15 protein-coding genes are annotated in these 15,998 nt (G+C 52.0%); 12 read left to right on the top strand and 3 right to left on the bottom strand.

Going from position 1 to position 15,998, the window contains the following annotated elements:
- From PsAD26_RS15265 to PsAD26_RS15285, 5 genes are all read left to right on the top strand, one after another.
- On the top strand, positions 1 to 225 hold the full coding sequence (locus PsAD26_RS15265) for a tail protein X (RefSeq protein WP_063311136.1): 225 nt from the start codon (positions 1 to 3) through the stop codon (positions 223 to 225).
- A gap of 3 nt (positions 226 to 228) precedes the next feature.
- Positions 229 to 1,332: a hypothetical protein gene (locus PsAD26_RS15270; RefSeq protein ID WP_063311137.1), complete on the top strand. Its 1,104-nt coding sequence runs from the start codon at positions 229 to 231 to the stop codon at positions 1,330 to 1,332.
- A gap of 48 nt (positions 1,333 to 1,380) precedes the next feature.
- Complete coding sequence (locus tag PsAD26_RS15275) at positions 1,381 to 1,851, top strand: lysozyme (protein ID WP_063307397.1); 471 nt, start codon at positions 1,381 to 1,383, stop codon at positions 1,849 to 1,851.
- Positions 1,848 to 2,282, top strand: a complete 435-nt coding sequence (locus PsAD26_RS15280) for a hypothetical protein (RefSeq protein ID WP_063311138.1) — start codon at positions 1,848 to 1,850, stop codon at positions 2,280 to 2,282. The genes PsAD26_RS15275 and PsAD26_RS15280 overlap by 4 nt, the downstream gene beginning before the upstream one ends.
- A gap of 195 nt (positions 2,283 to 2,477) precedes the next feature.
- Entirely contained in the window at positions 2,478 to 2,714 is a 237-nt protein-coding gene (locus tag PsAD26_RS15285) for a hypothetical protein (RefSeq protein WP_063311139.1), read from the top strand.
- A gap of 40 nt (positions 2,715 to 2,754) precedes the next feature.
- Here PsAD26_RS15285 and PsAD26_RS29715 read toward each other — a convergent pair whose 3' ends face one another.
- Both PsAD26_RS29715 and PsAD26_RS15290 read right to left on the bottom strand, forming a co-directional pair.
- Positions 2,755 to 2,913, bottom strand: a complete 159-nt coding sequence (locus PsAD26_RS29715; protein WP_156701956.1) for a hypothetical protein — start codon at positions 2,911 to 2,913, stop codon at positions 2,755 to 2,757.
- 489 nt (positions 2,914 to 3,402) lie between these two features.
- Positions 3,403 to 7,890, bottom strand: coding sequence for an autotransporter domain-containing protein (locus PsAD26_RS15290; RefSeq protein ID WP_063311140.1), 4,488 nt, complete (start codon positions 7,888 to 7,890; stop codon positions 3,403 to 3,405).
- Positions 7,891 to 8,575: 685 nt separating this feature from the next.
- On the opposite strand from PsAD26_RS15290, the gene bioB reads away from it, so the two are divergent.
- The 5 genes from bioB to PsAD26_RS15315 are packed head-to-tail and all read left to right on the top strand — an operon-like array spanning position 8,576 to position 13,573.
- Positions 8,576 to 9,577: a biotin synthase BioB gene (gene bioB / locus PsAD26_RS15295; RefSeq protein WP_244278243.1), complete on the top strand. Its 1,002-nt coding sequence runs from the start codon at positions 8,576 to 8,578 to the stop codon at positions 9,575 to 9,577.
- Positions 9,561 to 10,700, top strand: a complete 1,140-nt coding sequence (locus PsAD26_RS15300; RefSeq protein WP_063311142.1) for an 8-amino-7-oxononanoate synthase — start codon at positions 9,561 to 9,563, stop codon at positions 10,698 to 10,700. The genes bioB and PsAD26_RS15300 overlap by 17 nt, the downstream gene beginning before the upstream one ends.
- The gene (bioD, locus tag PsAD26_RS15305; RefSeq protein WP_063311143.1) at positions 10,697 to 11,335 is read left to right on the top strand and encodes a dethiobiotin synthase; all 639 of its coding nucleotides are present in this window, start codon (positions 10,697 to 10,699) and stop codon (positions 11,333 to 11,335) included. The genes PsAD26_RS15300 and bioD overlap by 4 nt, the downstream gene beginning before the upstream one ends.
- The gene (locus PsAD26_RS15310; protein WP_063307401.1) at positions 11,335 to 12,594 is read left to right on the top strand and encodes an adenosylmethionine--8-amino-7-oxononanoate transaminase; all 1,260 of its coding nucleotides are present in this window, start codon (positions 11,335 to 11,337) and stop codon (positions 12,592 to 12,594) included. The genes bioD and PsAD26_RS15310 overlap by 1 nt, the downstream gene beginning before the upstream one ends.
- Entirely contained in the window at positions 12,581 to 13,573 is a 993-nt protein-coding gene (locus PsAD26_RS15315) for a beta-ketoacyl-ACP synthase III (protein ID WP_063302246.1), read from the top strand. The genes PsAD26_RS15310 and PsAD26_RS15315 overlap by 14 nt, the downstream gene beginning before the upstream one ends.
- 56 nt (positions 13,574 to 13,629) lie before the next feature.
- On the opposite strand, the gene PsAD26_RS15320 is transcribed toward PsAD26_RS15315, so the two are convergent.
- On the bottom strand, positions 13,630 to 14,571 hold the full coding sequence (locus PsAD26_RS15320) for a cytochrome c family protein (protein WP_063311144.1): 942 nt from the start codon (positions 14,569 to 14,571) through the stop codon (positions 13,630 to 13,632).
- A 25-nt stretch (positions 14,572 to 14,596) separates the two neighbouring features.
- Between PsAD26_RS15320 and PsAD26_RS15325 the strand changes: the two genes are divergently transcribed.
- Positions 14,597 to 15,193: an RNA polymerase sigma factor gene (locus tag PsAD26_RS15325; RefSeq protein ID WP_244278241.1), complete on the top strand. Its 597-nt coding sequence runs from the start codon at positions 14,597 to 14,599 to the stop codon at positions 15,191 to 15,193.
- Positions 15,190 to 15,951, top strand: coding sequence for a hypothetical protein (locus tag PsAD26_RS15330; protein WP_063311146.1), 762 nt, complete (start codon positions 15,190 to 15,192; stop codon positions 15,949 to 15,951). The genes PsAD26_RS15325 and PsAD26_RS15330 overlap by 4 nt, the downstream gene beginning before the upstream one ends.
- The last annotated feature ends 47 nt before the right edge of the window (positions 15,952 to 15,998 follow it).

The following is a 15,998-nucleotide window of genomic DNA, read 5'->3' on the forward strand; positions in this document are numbered from 1 at the left end:
ATGTCCACCAAGATTACCGTTACAGGTGAAGGGATCACCTTGGATCTGCTGCTTGTGCGCGTGCATGGCTGGAAGGGGCAAGATCTCATCACCGAGGCACTTAGCCTTAACCCTGGCATAGCTGCTGAGGGCGCATTGCTCACAGCAGGCCGGGAGGTGCTTATTCCTGACATGCCATCTGAAACCACAACCACACCAGAGCCGACAATAGACTTGTTTGGATAGCGCATGAACGAATGGACCGTAGATTGGAAAGTCATCTTGAATGGTGATGACATCTCGCAGGATCTTCACCCCTATCTGATGAACATTTCAGCGACGGATAAGGCCGGGATCAGCTCTGACAGTTGCAGTCTTAGCCTTGATGATCGTGCAGGCCAGATCAAATTGCCGAGTGCTGGCCACCGACTATCTGTAATCCTTGAAGGCAAGAAGGTCTTCGAAGGGGTGACTGACCAGCCCGTTTCCTCAAGCAACCGCTCAGGAGGCCAAAAGCTCTCAATCAAGGCGAAAGGCTTCGATGAACGCTCACCGGTCAAGCAACCGCTTTTCTTTCATAAGGATGAAGCAACGCTTGAAGAATTCCTGCAAGGCGCTGCCAAGAAAGCCGGATTTAACATCAAGGTAGACCCGGCATTCAAAGAAATCTTTCGCGACTACTGGTCGGCAAATGGAGAGAGCTTTCATTCAATTGGCCAGCGCTATGCGAAAGAGCTGAACGGGGCATTCAAGATCAGAGACAAAACGGCTGTTTTACTGCCGTTAGGGGCTGATAATGAACTCCCGATCATCAAGTGCACCTATCCCGGTAATATCATCACTTGGCGCTTGAAACCTCGTGACCTGCGCAGGGCTTTCACTGGAAGCTCTGTCCGCTATGTGGACCGGGAGAAAGGCAAGATAGTTGAAATCAAACGCCCCTACAAAGAGGAGGAAATCGAAGACCCAGCGCTAAAAGATCCGGTATTAAATGCCATCCGCTCTACGGTCAAAGATGAAGACCAAGCCAAAGAACTTCTTAAGGCACGTGAGAGCCAAAGCAAGCGAGAGAAAGCCTCGGGGTCGATCACGATCAACTTTGAGCCTGAGGTGCAGGCAGAAGCTCTGTGCGCCGTTGAAGGCATCAAGCAGGGCATTGATGGCAAGTACCGGGTAGAAAGCAGAACACATAAGGCGTCGAGGGGTGGAGGTGCAACAACCACCTTAAGCGTGAAAGATCCCCAAGACGGTGCAGGGAAAAGGGAAGGGGCAAAAACAGCGACTCCAACCAAGAAACCCGCCCTGACGGGAGACGGTCTAAATCGAAACGGTAGAACCGGGACACAACAGTAGCCAACCAACCGCCCTCAGAGGCGGTTTTTTTTATTGGAGATCCCTAACATGAAATCAACCAAAACCCGGTTGGTCGGCGCTTCTGCAGCCCTCATAGTTGCATTTGTGGGCGCTTGGGAAGGTCTGAAAACAACAGCCTACAAAGACATAGTCGGTGTGCCAACGATTTGCTACGGCGAAACCAAAGGCGTCAAGCTAGGTGATACAGCAACCAAGGCCGAGTGTGATGCAATGCTTGATGTATCCCTCAAAGAACATGAAGCCGGGATGCGTAAATGCCTGACAACCCCGGAAAAGATCCCAATCAAAACCTATCTTGCAATGGTTTCGCTGTCTTACAACATCGGATCAGGAGCATTTTGCAAATCGACTGCAAGGCGTAGGTTGAATGCAGGCAATTGGACGGGAGCTTGTCAGGCTGCCACTTGGTTCAATAGGGCTGGTGGTCGGAAAGTACAGGGCCTCGTTAATCGCAGGCAAGATGAATACAAGCTGTGCATGCAAGGGGCGAAGGGATGATAGATCTCATCTCCTCGTTTATCTCCACAGGCATTGAAACCTTGCTGGCTTATGGGGCGCTTGTTGGCGCTGTTCTTGCCTTTGTGGCTAGATTTGAACCTCGCACACCCAACTGGCTTTCTACTCTCGCAACAACGGCTCTGCTTTGCGTCTCGGTTTGGTTCTTCTCCGCCCTTCATCATGACAAACAAGCTGAAGTAGCCCAACTGAAGGCAGATAACAACGCGCTCACACGCGTAGCAACAGCGCACAAGGTCATCTCAAAGCAAGCAAGTGAAAAGCTGTTGGATCGCATCCAGCAGATGAGCACGCTTGAAGAAAAGGTAAGGGACTATGAACTTCAGCTGGAGAGGGGCAAGATTACCGCTTGTCCTTCTGATCCCGCTTATCTTAGCCGGATGCGGGCACTTCGGTTCCGGAAAGCTCGTTAAAAACTCTGGAGAGCTGTTCAAGCCTCCTGATCCTCCACCCGATCTAACAGTCGAAACGAAAGACCCTGGCATTACCGGCGATCAAGGCCGGGATGCAATCAGGCATAGAGCTGCATTGATAGCCTGCCATGCAAAAGAACAGGGCTGGCAGTCCTTTTATGGAAGCATTCAGGACAACTTGAAAGGTATTGCCAAATGATGCCGAAGACAGAGTTCGGGTCAATCACAGGATTAAGTGTCTATGGGGCTCTGGGGTATGCATCTAGCTATCTTGAGCCAGTACTTCAATTCGCCTTACTGCTTGCGGTGTTAATCGGAGCAATCTTGCTGGCTTATGGCCGCTGGGTTGATGCCCGGAACAAGCGGTTAGACACCCGTATCAAACTGCATCAGCTGAAAGATCTGGAAGAGGCAGACGACAAACGAGAATAGAAAATGATAGCCCCAAAAACGGGGCTATCCAGTTCCTTGATCAGATCCAGTCATCTGGCTCTAAGTCATCCAGCGTTGCTCCGAAGAGCGCTAGACGGTCCATTTCGTTCTGAGTGAGCGTCACATGCAGATGGATGAGTTCGCCAACGGTGGTGACTTCGCAACGCTGTGCAATAAAATCTAAAGCCGCGGATAGCATGAGTTTACCTTTTAAATTTCTTCATTATTCCAAAGAGCAGACTTCAAAAACTATTGGCAAAGCACAGTCATCCTGCAAGTAAAATATTTTATGTAAGCTGAAATAGATTGATAATTCTAACTAATTACATAAAGTGATCGATTAACAATATTGTATTGATAAGGATTGTGGGAAGAACAGTAAGTTTCAGTTTAAATAGCTAAATAATTTAAGGTAATAGTGCCGCTGCAGATTCTTGATAATCCATTTAAATTGGGCCTTTGGTTTAGTTTTGCATTAGAGGGGTATACTAATAATTGCTGCAGCTGGATTGGCGCACTTAAGGGTTACATATATGCCAATCGTGCACTGCACACCTTGGTGGACCACCTAGGTAGATAAGTTGATTTACTCTTATAGGCACATCAAGGCAGGATGATCTCTACCAAAACATAAGCCCCACTGCGTCTTTATCCGCAGCAGGGCTTATGTCATTAAAGAATTTCGAGTTTAAAACTCAAAGCTAAGCCGAGCATTTACACCATGCTTGCTGCTCTCAGCTGCTAGCTGCCCAGCATAGGAAAGACCAAACTGTGTCCGTTCGTTTACAGCTAGGTCGAAGCCAGCTTCCAAAATGCCAATGTCTTTGGCAATCGGGCTGCCTTCCACCGTAAAGGCGCTGCCACCACTGGCAAAGCTCTGGGTGAAGTTAACCGTATCAGTTGAGGCATGCTGCCAGCCCACAACACCGCGCGCGGTCAGGTTTGCACCACCAAGAGTAAACTCACTGGCAGCTCTCAGACCCAGTGTTGTAAAGGTCACATCCGTGCTCTGATCACCAGCGGAAAGGGCCGCGGCACCACCATCTTCAGCAAAGCTGCGGCTGATCAGGTGCACATGAGCCAGACCTGCAAAGGGTTCCAGCGTGGTTGCGCCAAAGTCAAACGCATATCCCAGCTCACCAAAGGCTTGCAGAGTAGCTGCGCTCTGATCTGCTTCCAGCTTATCGGTAAACGCACCGCCAGAGATGGAGACTGACCGTTCAGTGTCAATCTGATGCCAGGACACCGCAGCGCCAGTGCGCACAGCAAAGCCATTTACCTGTGTGCCTGCGTAGCCGCCAAAGGTGTACGTATCAGCCGTTGCTTCAGAAGCACGGTCATCCGCGTCCATGGAGCTGCGGCTGTAGCCGCCCGTCAGGCCAACACGCAGGTTGCTGAAGGCATCGCCATCAACACCAAACAGCACGCCGCCGGTTGAATGATCAAGAGCCGCCGTATTGCCATCACGTTTTGCTTCGCCCCAGCTGCCATAGCTCATGTTCCAGAGCGTCAATAACCCCAGTTGGGCAGTTTCAGCCCCACCTGCCTTGCGTGCCTGAGCAGCAGAGGTATGCAAACGGTCATTGACCGCGTTGCGAACGAAACGGCTGTTTTCAATCAGCACACCACGCGCTGAAGCATTGATCTCGCCGGAAAGGCTATCAAATGCCGCCTGCGCTGCTGTCTCATCGCTCACAGTCCCGATCAGAGCGTTATAAACCGCACTGCCAGATCCAAGGCGTTGAGCGGCCTCAGCAGAAGCTTTCTGGTTCGTCGTGCGCGCTGCGCTGGCAAAATCAATGTCATTGCGCAGCAAGGTCAGCTCAATATCGTTACTATCAGTACCCGCCTCATAATCCAGCGCGGCATTCAGGAACAACAGGTTGTTCTCAATGGAAGAGAACTCGCCTGTAATCGCATCGATTCCGTCATTTTCAACAATGATGAACGGCCCCGTCGGATCAAGACTCCAGTCTGCTTTGTCCGCAGGCGTCAGCACCAGATCAAGGACAGTGTCGCTCACATCCACACTGCCATTCACCACCAGCTTGTCCGCAAGCTTGGTGTCGCCTTCTACTTCAATTTCCAGTGTACCTGTGCCGGAGTAATCGCCGTTGATTGTAGTCACCCCGATGGAGTTGCCCGGTGCAATGCGGCCATTGTTGTTGGTCACATTGCCCTTAATAGTTCCGTGTCCGCCCAGCACGCCAGAGCTTTCCACCTTAACATCACTGATCAGCTCAACCCCGCTTTTGCCGAAGGAACTACCAACAATCAAAGCGCCATTTTCAACAGTGGTACCACCGCCAACAGAGTTGGAGGCCCCATCCAGCACCAGTTTGCCTGTACCGGATTTCTCCAGCTCACCAGTTGAGCTGATATCCCCTGTCAAAGCCAGGCTCTTGCTGGAAACATCCAGCTCACCACCGGCAGAGTCCAGATCAAAATTGTCAAAAGACAGATCAGAATTACCAGTTGTCTGGAACGTACCACCGTTCAGTGTAACTTCCCCAGTTCCCAACTGCGCCATATGCGAAACGGAGAGCAAACCACCGTTAATCAAAGTGCCTCCAGCATAAGAGTTGGTGCCTGTCAGCATAATGTTGCTAACACCGGACTTGATCAGCTGACCACCACCAGAAATGTTCCCTGCAAAGGTTCCATTCAGTTCCTGATCCAGCTCCAATTCAGCATTCGCAGCAATCTCAACATTCCCCTGAACGTTGTCAGTGGTGCCTTTCAGCCGTCCTGCCTCAACGCTAGTTCCACCGGTATAAGTATTGGAGCCGGAAAGAACCAGCGTACCAGCACCGGTCTTGGTCAAATAGGCACTACCGCTAAGGTCACTGGTGACGTCAAGAGTGGCACCTGCATTCACAACATCCAGCGTTGCACCAGTGTTTCGGAGTGCTAGACTTGATGCCGTTTGCGTGCCAGTTGCATGGCTCAGTGAAAGCGTGCCCCCATCAAAAGTCGAGGTACCTGTTCCCAGTTTGGTAATATTATCAACAGAGACGGTTCCACCGACAATATAGTTTCCACCAGTATGAGTATTGGAGCCGGTTAGTACGATGGTTCCAGTCCCCAGCTTGACCAGAGACCCCTCGCCAGACAGGTCGCCGGAGAGGGTGCCGTCAATGTTTTGATCAAAAATGGCATGTGTGCTACCAACCATTTTGATATCGCCTTGCAGGGAGTTTGTATTGCCGGTCAAAGAGCCGGACCCAATAGTTGTTCCACCGCTATAAGAGTTGGTGCCGGTCAAAGTTAGATTATAAGAGCCATATTTTTCGAGCGCACCTTCGCCAGACATGTTGCCTGCATAAGTACCTGCCGCCGACTGAACAAACTCGACACTCGTACTTGCAGCGGTGAGAATATCACCTTGCAGGGTTTTCGCATCTCCCTGAAGCTTACCCTCATTTATGACGGTTCCGCCAGTGTAGCTATTATAACCTGACAGGATCAAAGTACCCGAACCTTCTTTGACCAGCGAACCAGCACCCCACATTATTGCTAAGTAATGTCCATTTGTATCTTGGTCAAAAACGACACTAGTATTGGCAGCTGTGTTGATATGACTATTCAAACTAGTGGTATCGCCTTGCAACGTACCCGCCTCAACCTTCGTCCCCCCATTATAGGAGTTAGCGCCGGAAAGGATGAGTGTTCCGTTCCCCGTCTTGGTCAACCCACCCGTGCCGCTCAAGTTATTGGTTACATCAAGGCTGGCTCCCGAGTTCACAACATCCAGCGTTCCACCGTTATCACCAAGTGCCAGTTGGGAAGCTGATTCAGTGCCGGTGATATGGGTAAGCGTGAGCGTCCCACCATCAAGCTTGGTGACACCGCCTCCCAGCCTGACAATACTGTCAAGACGAAGAGCACCAGCTTGTATGGTGGTGCCGCCGTAGTAATTGTTGGTCCCGGCTAGGGTGAGAGTACCTACACCGGTTTTGATCAGCGAGCCAGCACCTTCAATATTTCCAGAATGTGTGCCTGAGCTGCTTTGATTGAACTTAAGTTGAGCACCGCTCTCTACAACAACATCGCCTTGTATGCTGTTTGAATGACCTTCCAGGACGCCTTCTGTAATAGTCCAGTTCTGATCGCCAGAGCCAACCAATGTCCAGGTGGAAGAGTCGGTTTTCTTAAAAGTCTCAAAGCCTCTGTACTGGTTCGTATCCCCAATTGAACTGGCATCAAAGCTGCCGTCAGTCGTGCCCCCCAGCGCAAAGGTATCGTTGAGCCCTCCAGTCGCGTCAACATTACCTTCAACGGTTGAGCCCGCATGATAGGTGAAGCTGTTTGTGCCACCGGTAAACTCAACAGCATTTGCACGCTGATTATATGGGTTGAGTCCACCTGATATACTGCCACTGTTTGTGATCGTTAGATCAGCGCCCTTGACCCCAGCTGCGCCAGATCCGCGGTACCCATTGGCGTTGACAACCAAACTGTTTCCGCCGTGAATATTGCCACTATTGCTAATAGTGTAGGGGCCGCCAGACAAATCAACAGCAACTCCGCCATCCCCACTATGGGAGTGACTGGTGTTATCGTTTTCACCACCATCACCGCCGATGATGCTGCCGTTGTTCGTCAGTGTTAGGTTGCCAGCAGTTGCCGTGGCACCAGAACCGCCTTCACCACCAGAGCCATGGTTGAAGCCGCCTTGACCACCATTTCCTCCTTGAACGGTTTTGCCAGAGATAACCGTCACATCGCCGATCATGTTGACCGCATCACCGCCACCGCCGCCGCCGCCGCCGGCGCCGCCGCTTGATCCAGCACCGCCGCCACCGCCGTCGCCGAGATTCGTGCCATCACCGCCATCGCTTGAGTTTCCTCCAGACCCGCCACCGCCAATCCCGCCGACTCCAGCGCCACTCAGATTAGCTCGACCTCCTTGAGAGTTGATTGAAGACCCACTTAGTGTGCCGCCAGCACCACCATCTTGCGGAACCAGATAACTACCGCCAGCTCCGCCACCGCCAGCATACATATCTGCGTTAATGACACCGACAATGTCTTTTCCATCTGCGCCATCGCCACCGTTGTAATACGCATTCAGGAATGATTCACCTCCCTTTCCGCCAGCATGGGCAGACTGGGACAGCGCGACAAAAACAAGGGCTGTTGTCCCGAGAAGTTTGAAAGTAAACGAAGACGGCATGAAAATTGCGCTCCAAAATGCATGTGTATGGAATGAAAATAATTGTAAAAACACCTACTGCAATTTTTAATTGATTAAAATAGCTACAAGAAAATTAATTAGAAGATATCCTCTACTTGCAAGCCAGCCCAAATTTGTGACGTTAAGACATGAAGCCAGCAATATTGCCTTGGTAAACAAAGCAAGCTTTGTAGCACCCTCTGAAGTGAGCGTTGTAGACTAGGCGCTGAACGATCAGATTACAGTGACAATCGGCACTCAAATTCTGTTAGGGATCGGCCTCAATTTCGTTAGAGATTTCAAAGGCCCATATTTGGCATTTTTGCCCCTAACATTCGCTAAAATCCGCAGAAACCCTAGATTTTGCTAATCCTGCAGGGATCGCCATTTTTCTTCCCGAAAATCACAAAACAGAAATCAACGTTCTCAAAAGCGAACGGTTTTCTGCATTCTCGCGCCTTATGAGCAAATCCATCTCATCTTTTGAGTTGTGCAGCTATTTATTCCAGGTCGAACAAACCAAATAAACGCCGCAGTTTTGAAATGCTCAAAATCCCAGCAAAACTGAGGGGATGTAAGGTGTTCAATCAGCAGCAGTTTTAATAAATTCCTCTAATAGATCATTGTGCACGCCACATTTTTGCTGTATTTGACGGCAAAACACGCCCTAGGGGAAATCAACGAGTTGAACTGCGTGCAAAAATCATCTGACATTCGTACGAACTGGACGCGTGAAGAGGCTGAGTCTCTTTACAACCTGCCGTTTAATGACCTGCTGTTTAAAGCTCACTGCGTTCATCGCGAGCATTTTGACCCCAATGAGGTCCAGCAAAGCCAGCTCTTAAGCATCAAGACAGGCGGTTGCCCGGAAGATTGTGCTTATTGCAGCCAGTCGGCTCGCAACAACACCGAGCTCTCCGCCTCAAAGATGCTTGAAGTGCAAATGGTGCTTGAAGAAGCCAAAAAGGCGAAAGAAGGCGGCGCAACCCGGTATTGCATGGGTGCAGCCTGGCGCTCTCCGAAAGATCGCGACATGCGCGCCATTGAATTGATGGTGGAAGGTGTCAAAGATCTTGGCATGGAAAGCTGCATGACGCTTGGCATGCTGACGCCTGAGCAAATTCTGCGCCTCAAAGATGCTGGTTTGGATTATTACAATCACAACATCGACACCTCAGAGCGCTACTACAGCGAGGTTATTACAACCCGCAAGTTCTCTGATCGTATCGATACTCTGAATCTGGTCAAGGAATCAGGTATTAAAGTCTGTTCAGGCGGTATCGTCGGCATGGGTGAAAAAGACATGGATCGCCTCGACATGCTGGTTTCTCTGGCAACATTGGAAGAGCATCCGGACAGTGTGCCGATCAACATGCTTATCCCAATTGAAGGCACACCGCTGCAGGACGCCGAACCGGTTGATCCAATTGACTTCGTTCGCCTGATTGCTGTTGCGCGTGTCATGATGCCAAAATCTCATGTTCGCCTTTCTGCGGGCCGGACAGAAATGTCTGATGAGACGCAGGCAATGTGTTTCTTTGCCGGAGCAAACTCCATCTTCAAAGGCGACACGCTGCTCACAACAGACAACCCGGAAGACTCCAAGGACGCGGCTTTGTTCAAACGCCTTGGTATCCGCCCTATGGGGCTGAAAAGCTGTGCGGCTGAGCATGAGCCTGCTGAATAAGCATCAAGGAGCGCTAGAGCGTCTGGCAGAACGGGGCAGGTCCCGTTCTCTGCTCAAAGCGCATGGCTGCGATTTCTCATCCAACGACTATCTGGCGCTGACAACAGCGCCAGAATTGCGTTTGGCGGCAGAAAATGCGCTTGCGCGTGGTGTCGGTCTGGGTGCTGGTGGCTCGCGTCTCTTGCGTGGCAATGACCCGGAGCATGAAGCCCTTGAGCTGGAAGCAGCAAACCTGTTCAACACAGAACGGTCCCTGTTCTTCGGTGGTGGATACAACGCCAATATGGCGCTGTTCTCAACACTGCCGCAGCAGGGCGACCTTGTTTTGCACGACAGCCTCATTCACGCCAGTGCCCATGACGGCATGAAGCTGGGCGCTGCCCAGTCCATGGCCTTTAAGCACAATCAGGTTGAGGATGTGCAAGCACGCATTGCCCAATGGCGCCAACAAGGCGAAACCGGGCGGATCTGGATCGCCTGTGAAAGCCTTTACAGCATGGATGGTGATCAGGCTCCAATCAAGGACCTGATGGACCTTGCAGATACACACGATGCATTCTTGTTGGTAGATGAAGCCCATGCAACAGGCGTGCTGGGTGAGGGCGGCAAAGGCCTGGCAGCAGGGTTTGAAGGCCGCGAAAACGTCATTTCGCTCCATACCTGCGGCAAAGCTCTTGGAGCCTCAGGCGCACTTGTCTGCGGGCCAGCTGTTCTGATCGACTACCTCATCAACCGCGCGCGCGGGTTCATCTACGCGACCGCGCCATCACCTCTGGTCGCAGCCATCGTGCGTGCATCGCTAAAACTGGTACAGGATCAACCGGAACGACGGGACCAGCTTGCTGACCTTGTAAAACATGCAAATGCTGAGATGAACCGTCTGTGCGGACAAAAGGGCAGCGGAACGCATATTCTTCCGTTCCTCATTGGCGATGACAAGCGCACCATGTTGATTGCAAAAGCACTGCAGGAACGCGGCTATGACATCCGCGGCATTCGCCCACCAACCGTTCCACGGGGCACATCCCGCCTGCGCATTGCGTTGACCTTGCATGCCAGCAAGTCCGATGTATCCAACATGTTTGAAGTGCTTGCAGAAGAAGTGGGGCTGGTTCGCTCATGACAAAACCAATCGTAGTTACAGGCACCGACACCGGTATTGGCAAAACAATTTTCTCTGCAGCGCTGACGCAAGCTTTAGCTGCCACCTACTGGAAGCCTGTTCAATCTGGACTGGAAGAAGAAACCGACACACAAGCAGTAATACGTCTGACAGGTTGTAAAACACTGCCAGAGACTTACCGTTTGCAGGTTCCCGCATCTCCGCATTTCTCAGCGGAAGCAGAAGATGTCCTGATCGATACGGAGAGCCTGACACTACCCAAGGTCGATGGACCGCTGGTCGTTGAAGGGGCAGGTGGCGTCATGGTTCCGCTCACGCGTGAGACGCTTTACATCGACCTCTTCAAAAAGTGGCAGGCACCGATTGTGCTGTGCGCCCGCACCGGCCTTGGCACCATCAATCACAGCCTGCTTTCCATTGAAGCACTGCGTACCCGTGGCTGCAATCTGCTCGGCATTGTATTTGTCGGTGAGGAAGTGGCAGATTCAGAACGCACGATCGCAGAGTACGCAGGCGTCAAAAAGCTTGGCCGCTTGCCACTGCTGAAACAAATCACCCCAGAAACAATAAGAACAGCGTTTGCAGAGAATTTCCGTCTGGAAGACTTCTGCCTGCAAACCGGGGAGAACGCATAATGTCTAAGCACTCACCAATCTGGCATCCATTCACCCAGCACGCTGTGCTGACGGAAATGACCAAGATTACGGGCGGTTCTGGCGCATACCTGACAAAGGATGACGGCGACAAACTGCTTGATGCCATTGCTTCCTGGTGGGTCGTAACCCACGGCCACTGCCATCCGCACGTCATCGGCGCAATCAAGGAGCAGGCGGAAAAGCTGGATCAGGTGATCTTTGCAGGTCACACCCATGAGCCTGCAGAGCGACTTGCGCAGCAGCTGCTCAAATGCACGCCTGATGGACTGGATTATGTCTTCTTTTCAGACAGTGGTTCCACCAGTGTGGAAGTGGCGCTCAAGATGGCGCTCGGCTATTGGCATCATCTGGGCGAGAAACGCCAGCGCATTGTCGTTATGGAAAACAGCTATCACGGCGACACAATCGGCACCATGTCCGTTGGCGAGCGTTGCGTCTTCAACCAGCCTTACAATCCGCTGTTGTTTGATGTGGCCAAAGTGCCGTTCCCAACCGCTGCCAATGAGCAGAACACGTTAGATGAACTGGATAAGCTCTGCGCCCAAGGCGATGTAGCAGCGTTTATCGTAGAACCGCTCGTTCTGGGTGCTGGTGGCATGCTCATGTATTCCGCTGAAACACTGCGGGCGCTCCATGAGATCTGCCAGAAGCACAATGTACTGTTCATCGCTGATGAGGTGATGACGGGCTGGGGCCGTACAGGCAAGATGTTCGCCTGTGAACATGCACAGATTACGCCGGATATCGCATGCTATTCCAAAGGCCTGACTGGTGGTTCTTTGCCGCTTGCCGTCACCATGTGCTCTTCGGCAATTTATGATGAGCATTATTCCATGGACAGAAGCAAAACCTTCTTCCATTCCAGCTCTTACACAGCAAACCCAATCGCCTGCGCCGCTGCAGTCGCCAATCTGGAAATTTGGGAGAATGAGCCGGTCTATGACCGCATAGCAAAGCTCATGCAAATGCAATCCGCTGGCCTTGCGCGTTTCAAAGACGATGATCGTTTCACCAACATCCGTCAGACGGGCACAATCGCGGCCATGGATATCAACGTGAAGGATCACGGATATCTGTCTGACGTTGGCCCGCGCCTCTATGAGTTCTTCAAGTCAAAGAACCTGCTGCTGCGCCCACTGGGCAACACGCTCTATTCTATGCCGCCATACTGCGTCACTCAGGGCGATATTGACCAGATCTACGATGCGATAGCTGAGGCTGCTGATGAACTCCTCTAAGGACCGTGGCGGGCTGATCGGCTTCGGACATTACGCACCAGAACGCCGCGTGCTCAATGCGGAGATTGAACAGGATCTGGGACTGGAAGAGGGCTGGATCGAACGCCGCACCGGCATTCGGGAGCGCCGCTATGTCTCCTCTGATCAGGCTCTCACAGACATCGCACTGCCAGCAGCTCAAATGGCGATTGAGGACGCTGGTATCGATCCGGCTAAAATCGGCCTGACACTGCTGGCAACCAGCACACCTGACCACCTGTTACCGCCCTCAGCACCTCTGCTGGTGCACAAACTTGGCCTGCCAAACTCCGGCGGCATCGATATGGCAGGAGCGTGCGCAGGGTTCCTTTACGCACTGGCCATGGCCGATGCCTATGCCAAAGCGCAAGGCATTGCAGTTCTCGTCGTCGCAGCCAATATCCTGAGCCGCCGTATCAACCCGGCAGAACGCGCCAGCCGCGTGCTATTTGCCGATGCTGCAGGTGCCGTTGTGGTTCTGCCACCAGCACATAAAGAGCAGGGCATCCTTGCTGCTGATCTGGCATCTGATGGTGCTTATTACGACCTCATCAAAATCCCTGGAGGTGGCAGTCGCAATCCGTACAGACCGGATATGGACCCCAATGAGTACCTGATGAGCCTGCAAGGTGGGCAGACGGTCTTCGCCAAAGCGGTCAACACGCTCACGGACTCAGCAATGAAAATTCTGGGGCAAGCCGACATCAAACCGTCAGAGGTGGACCACTGGGCACCCCATCAGGCCAACTCCAGGATCATTCAGGCTGTCGGAACCAATCTTGGAATAAACGCCGATAAGACACTGATGACACTGGGGGAATACGGCAACAGTTCAGCAACCACCATCCCATTCAGCCTCTCCAAGTGTCGGGAAAACCGAAGCTATAAGGCGGGTGACAAAATTCTATTGTCTGCCATAGGCGCGGGCTTCGTCAGCGGGTCCTTGTTGATCGGCATGTAGCAAAAGCGCCCACTCGTGGTGGAAAGACGAGCGGGCGCGTGCGCATCAAACCGCAGTTATTTTGATGCGCTGTCCAGATAAGCCAGCAGGTTCTCGATATCTGCTGGCTTCTTCAAACCGGCAAATGCCATACGGTTTTTTGGCAAGAATTTCTTCGGCTTAGTGAGAAACTCTGTCAGAGATTCTGTATCCCAGGCCACATCAGCGTTTGCCATGACCTTGGAATATTTGAAGCCCTCAACAGCAGCGGCCTGACGGCCAATCACACCGTGCAAGCTTGGGCCAACTTTGTTCTGCCCTTCCTTCACGCTGTGGCATGCTTTGCACTTCTTAAAAACTTTCTTCCCCGCCTTCACATCACCCGCAAACGCCACCTGAACCGGAGCAGGAGCGGCAACTGGTTCAGCTGCGGCCTGCTTTCCCTCTGTTGTCAGCATAAGGCGAAGAGTAACCGGCACCGTCCGTGTAATCCCATTCAGCTTGGCAAGTGTTTTCAGCTGATCCACGCCCGCGTTCACGCCCGCTTCCTCAGTTCCCAAAAACACCATGTCATTGGTCGTCGCCAAAACTTTGCTGTCGGAAATGCGCGCCACAAAAACTTCCGTTTCTACCGGGATCTCAGTGCCCAGCAAATTGAGCGTGGCTTCCAGATCAACAACAGTGGTTGCGCCAACCGCAAGCTGGCTCAGCTCAGCAACGTCCAGCTGTGCAGTCAGATCAGCAGACCCGATGCTTTGGAACACAATCTGGCGCATACGTTCATTGCGGATATCGATGTTGGTCTCAACGGACCCTAGATCGATCTTCAATTGCAGCTTGCCATCTTCCGAGACAGAGCCGGAGAGTTTCTCAAAGCTGTTCACTTCCCCAACGGAGTTTTTCTTGATGGTGCCGTAAGAAAGCCGTGAGCTGTCGCTGTCCACGGTCCAGGTTTGTGCAAGGGCGCTGCCAGACAACAGTAAAAGCATCGCGGAGGTGCGGAAAAAGGTTTTTACCATAGGTATGTCGCCTTCGTGATTTGATGTGATTGACGATTTTTGGTTGCTATCAATTGAGAAACACACGACAGCTGGCTTTTATTCGATGTATTTTGGAAAAAAATATCAGAAACGTTTTCAAAGTGACCTAATCACCCTCATGCCCCGCCTCTGGCGCTTTGCACTTTCGCTTGCAGGGCAGAAGGATCTGGCCGACGATTTGGTGCAGGCCACATGTCTGCGGGCATTGGAACGTGAAAGCCAGTTTCAGACAGGCTCAAACTTTGCCGCCTGGACCATGACAATTTGCCGGTCCATCTGGCTGAACGAAATGCGCAGCCAACACCTGAGAAAAACCGGCCAGCTCGACACCGCCATTGAATCCAGCCTGATTGATCCGTCTCCATCCCCTGAAACGAATATTTTCGCAGCTGAAGTGTTTAAACAGGTGATGCGACTGCCAGAAGGTCAGCGATCAGTGGTGGAACTTGTCTTCGTAGAGCAATTCACCTATCGCGAAGCAGCCGCAATTTTAGGTATTCCTATTGGAACGGTTATGAGTCGCTTATCTGCAGCCCGTAAAACGCTTGCTCCTTTACAACAGGAACAAGCTAGTCAGATGAAGAAAGGAGAGCTGGCATGACATACACCGACGAACACCTACGGTCTTATCTAGCTGGCTCTTTAGACCCTGAAACCGCCCGGCAAATAGAAGCGGATCTGGAGAACGATCCAATTCTGGAACAACGCCTGCTGGCACTTGAGGGCCTGCTCCCCGTCGTTCAACAAGGCTTTGCAGAGATCCCTGAAGCAGATCACCTGAAAGAGCTGGAACACAAGATCTTCGCACAGCCAACAGCTGCAAACGATCATGCACCCTCTCCATCCTTTGTCCGCACATGGGGTGCTCGCGCAGCAACGCTTATGGTCGGGTTGGCCATGGGAACAAGCCTCATGTACTGGGCAGATGACACTCCAGACTGGCGTCAGGAAGTCGCAAGCTATCAGGCACTTTACGTCAAAAAGACAATTGCATCTCTGGACAGGTCTGAGCACGAGTTGAAACAGGAACTTGTTGCAGCTTCAGCCGCCGTAGGGCAGCAATTGAACCTTTCAGACCTCAATGATCTGGACGGATTGAAACTACTGCGAACGCAGGTTCTGGGCCACGAAGGCGCACCACTCATCCAGATCGTCTTTGCTGACCCCAACGGAGCTCCGGTTGCGTTCTGCATCCTCAAAGACACCGATGCCGCCGGAACCTCCATGCAATCCACCAGCCTCAAAGGCATGGCCTCAGCTGACTGGACCGGGAACGGCTATCGTTACCTCGTCATTGGCGGACAAAACCAAAGCCGCATCGATACGGTCGCCGAGCAAATCCACTCTCGCGTATTGTAGACAAAGAGAGCCCCTCGCAAATCTTTCTGTCAGTATCTGCCAGAGCG

The organism is Pseudovibrio sp. Ad26 (assembly GCF_001623285.1).
GTDB lineage: Bacteria > Pseudomonadota > Alphaproteobacteria > Rhizobiales > Stappiaceae > Pseudovibrio > Pseudovibrio ascidiaceicola.

What these genes read in the sequence shown, in the direction of transcription:
- bioD (WP_063311143.1), top strand. Translation starts at nt 10,697, where the DNA reads ATGACAAAACCAATCGTAGTTACAGGCACCGACACCGGTATTGGCAAA.
- PsAD26_RS15300 (WP_063311142.1), top strand. Translation starts at nt 9,561, where the DNA reads ATGAGCCTGCTGAATAAGCATCAAGGAGCGCTAGAGCGTCTGGCAGAA.
- PsAD26_RS15275 (WP_063307397.1), top strand. Translation starts at nt 1,381, where the DNA reads ATGAAATCAACCAAAACCCGGTTGGTCGGCGCTTCTGCAGCCCTCATA.
- PsAD26_RS15290 (WP_063311140.1), bottom strand. Translation starts at nt 7,890, where the DNA reads ATGCCGTCTTCGTTTACTTTCAAACTTCTCGGGACAACAGCCCTTGTT.
- PsAD26_RS15265 (WP_063311136.1), top strand. Translation starts at nt 1, where the DNA reads ATGTCCACCAAGATTACCGTTACAGGTGAAGGGATCACCTTGGATCTG.
- PsAD26_RS15320 (WP_063311144.1), bottom strand. Translation starts at nt 14,571, where the DNA reads ATGGTAAAAACCTTTTTCCGCACCTCCGCGATGCTTTTACTGTTGTCT.
- PsAD26_RS15280 (WP_063311138.1), top strand. Translation starts at nt 1,848, where the DNA reads ATGATAGATCTCATCTCCTCGTTTATCTCCACAGGCATTGAAACCTTG.
- PsAD26_RS29715 (WP_156701956.1), bottom strand. Translation starts at nt 2,913, where the DNA reads ATGCTATCCGCGGCTTTAGATTTTATTGCACAGCGTTGCGAAGTCACC.
- PsAD26_RS15285 (WP_063311139.1), top strand. Translation starts at nt 2,478, where the DNA reads ATGATGCCGAAGACAGAGTTCGGGTCAATCACAGGATTAAGTGTCTAT.
- PsAD26_RS15310 (WP_063307401.1), top strand. Translation starts at nt 11,335, where the DNA reads ATGTCTAAGCACTCACCAATCTGGCATCCATTCACCCAGCACGCTGTG.
- PsAD26_RS15270 (WP_063311137.1), top strand. Translation starts at nt 229, where the DNA reads ATGAACGAATGGACCGTAGATTGGAAAGTCATCTTGAATGGTGATGAC.
- PsAD26_RS15315 (WP_063302246.1), top strand. Translation starts at nt 12,581, where the DNA reads ATGAACTCCTCTAAGGACCGTGGCGGGCTGATCGGCTTCGGACATTAC.
- PsAD26_RS15330 (WP_063311146.1), top strand. Translation starts at nt 15,190, where the DNA reads ATGACATACACCGACGAACACCTACGGTCTTATCTAGCTGGCTCTTTA.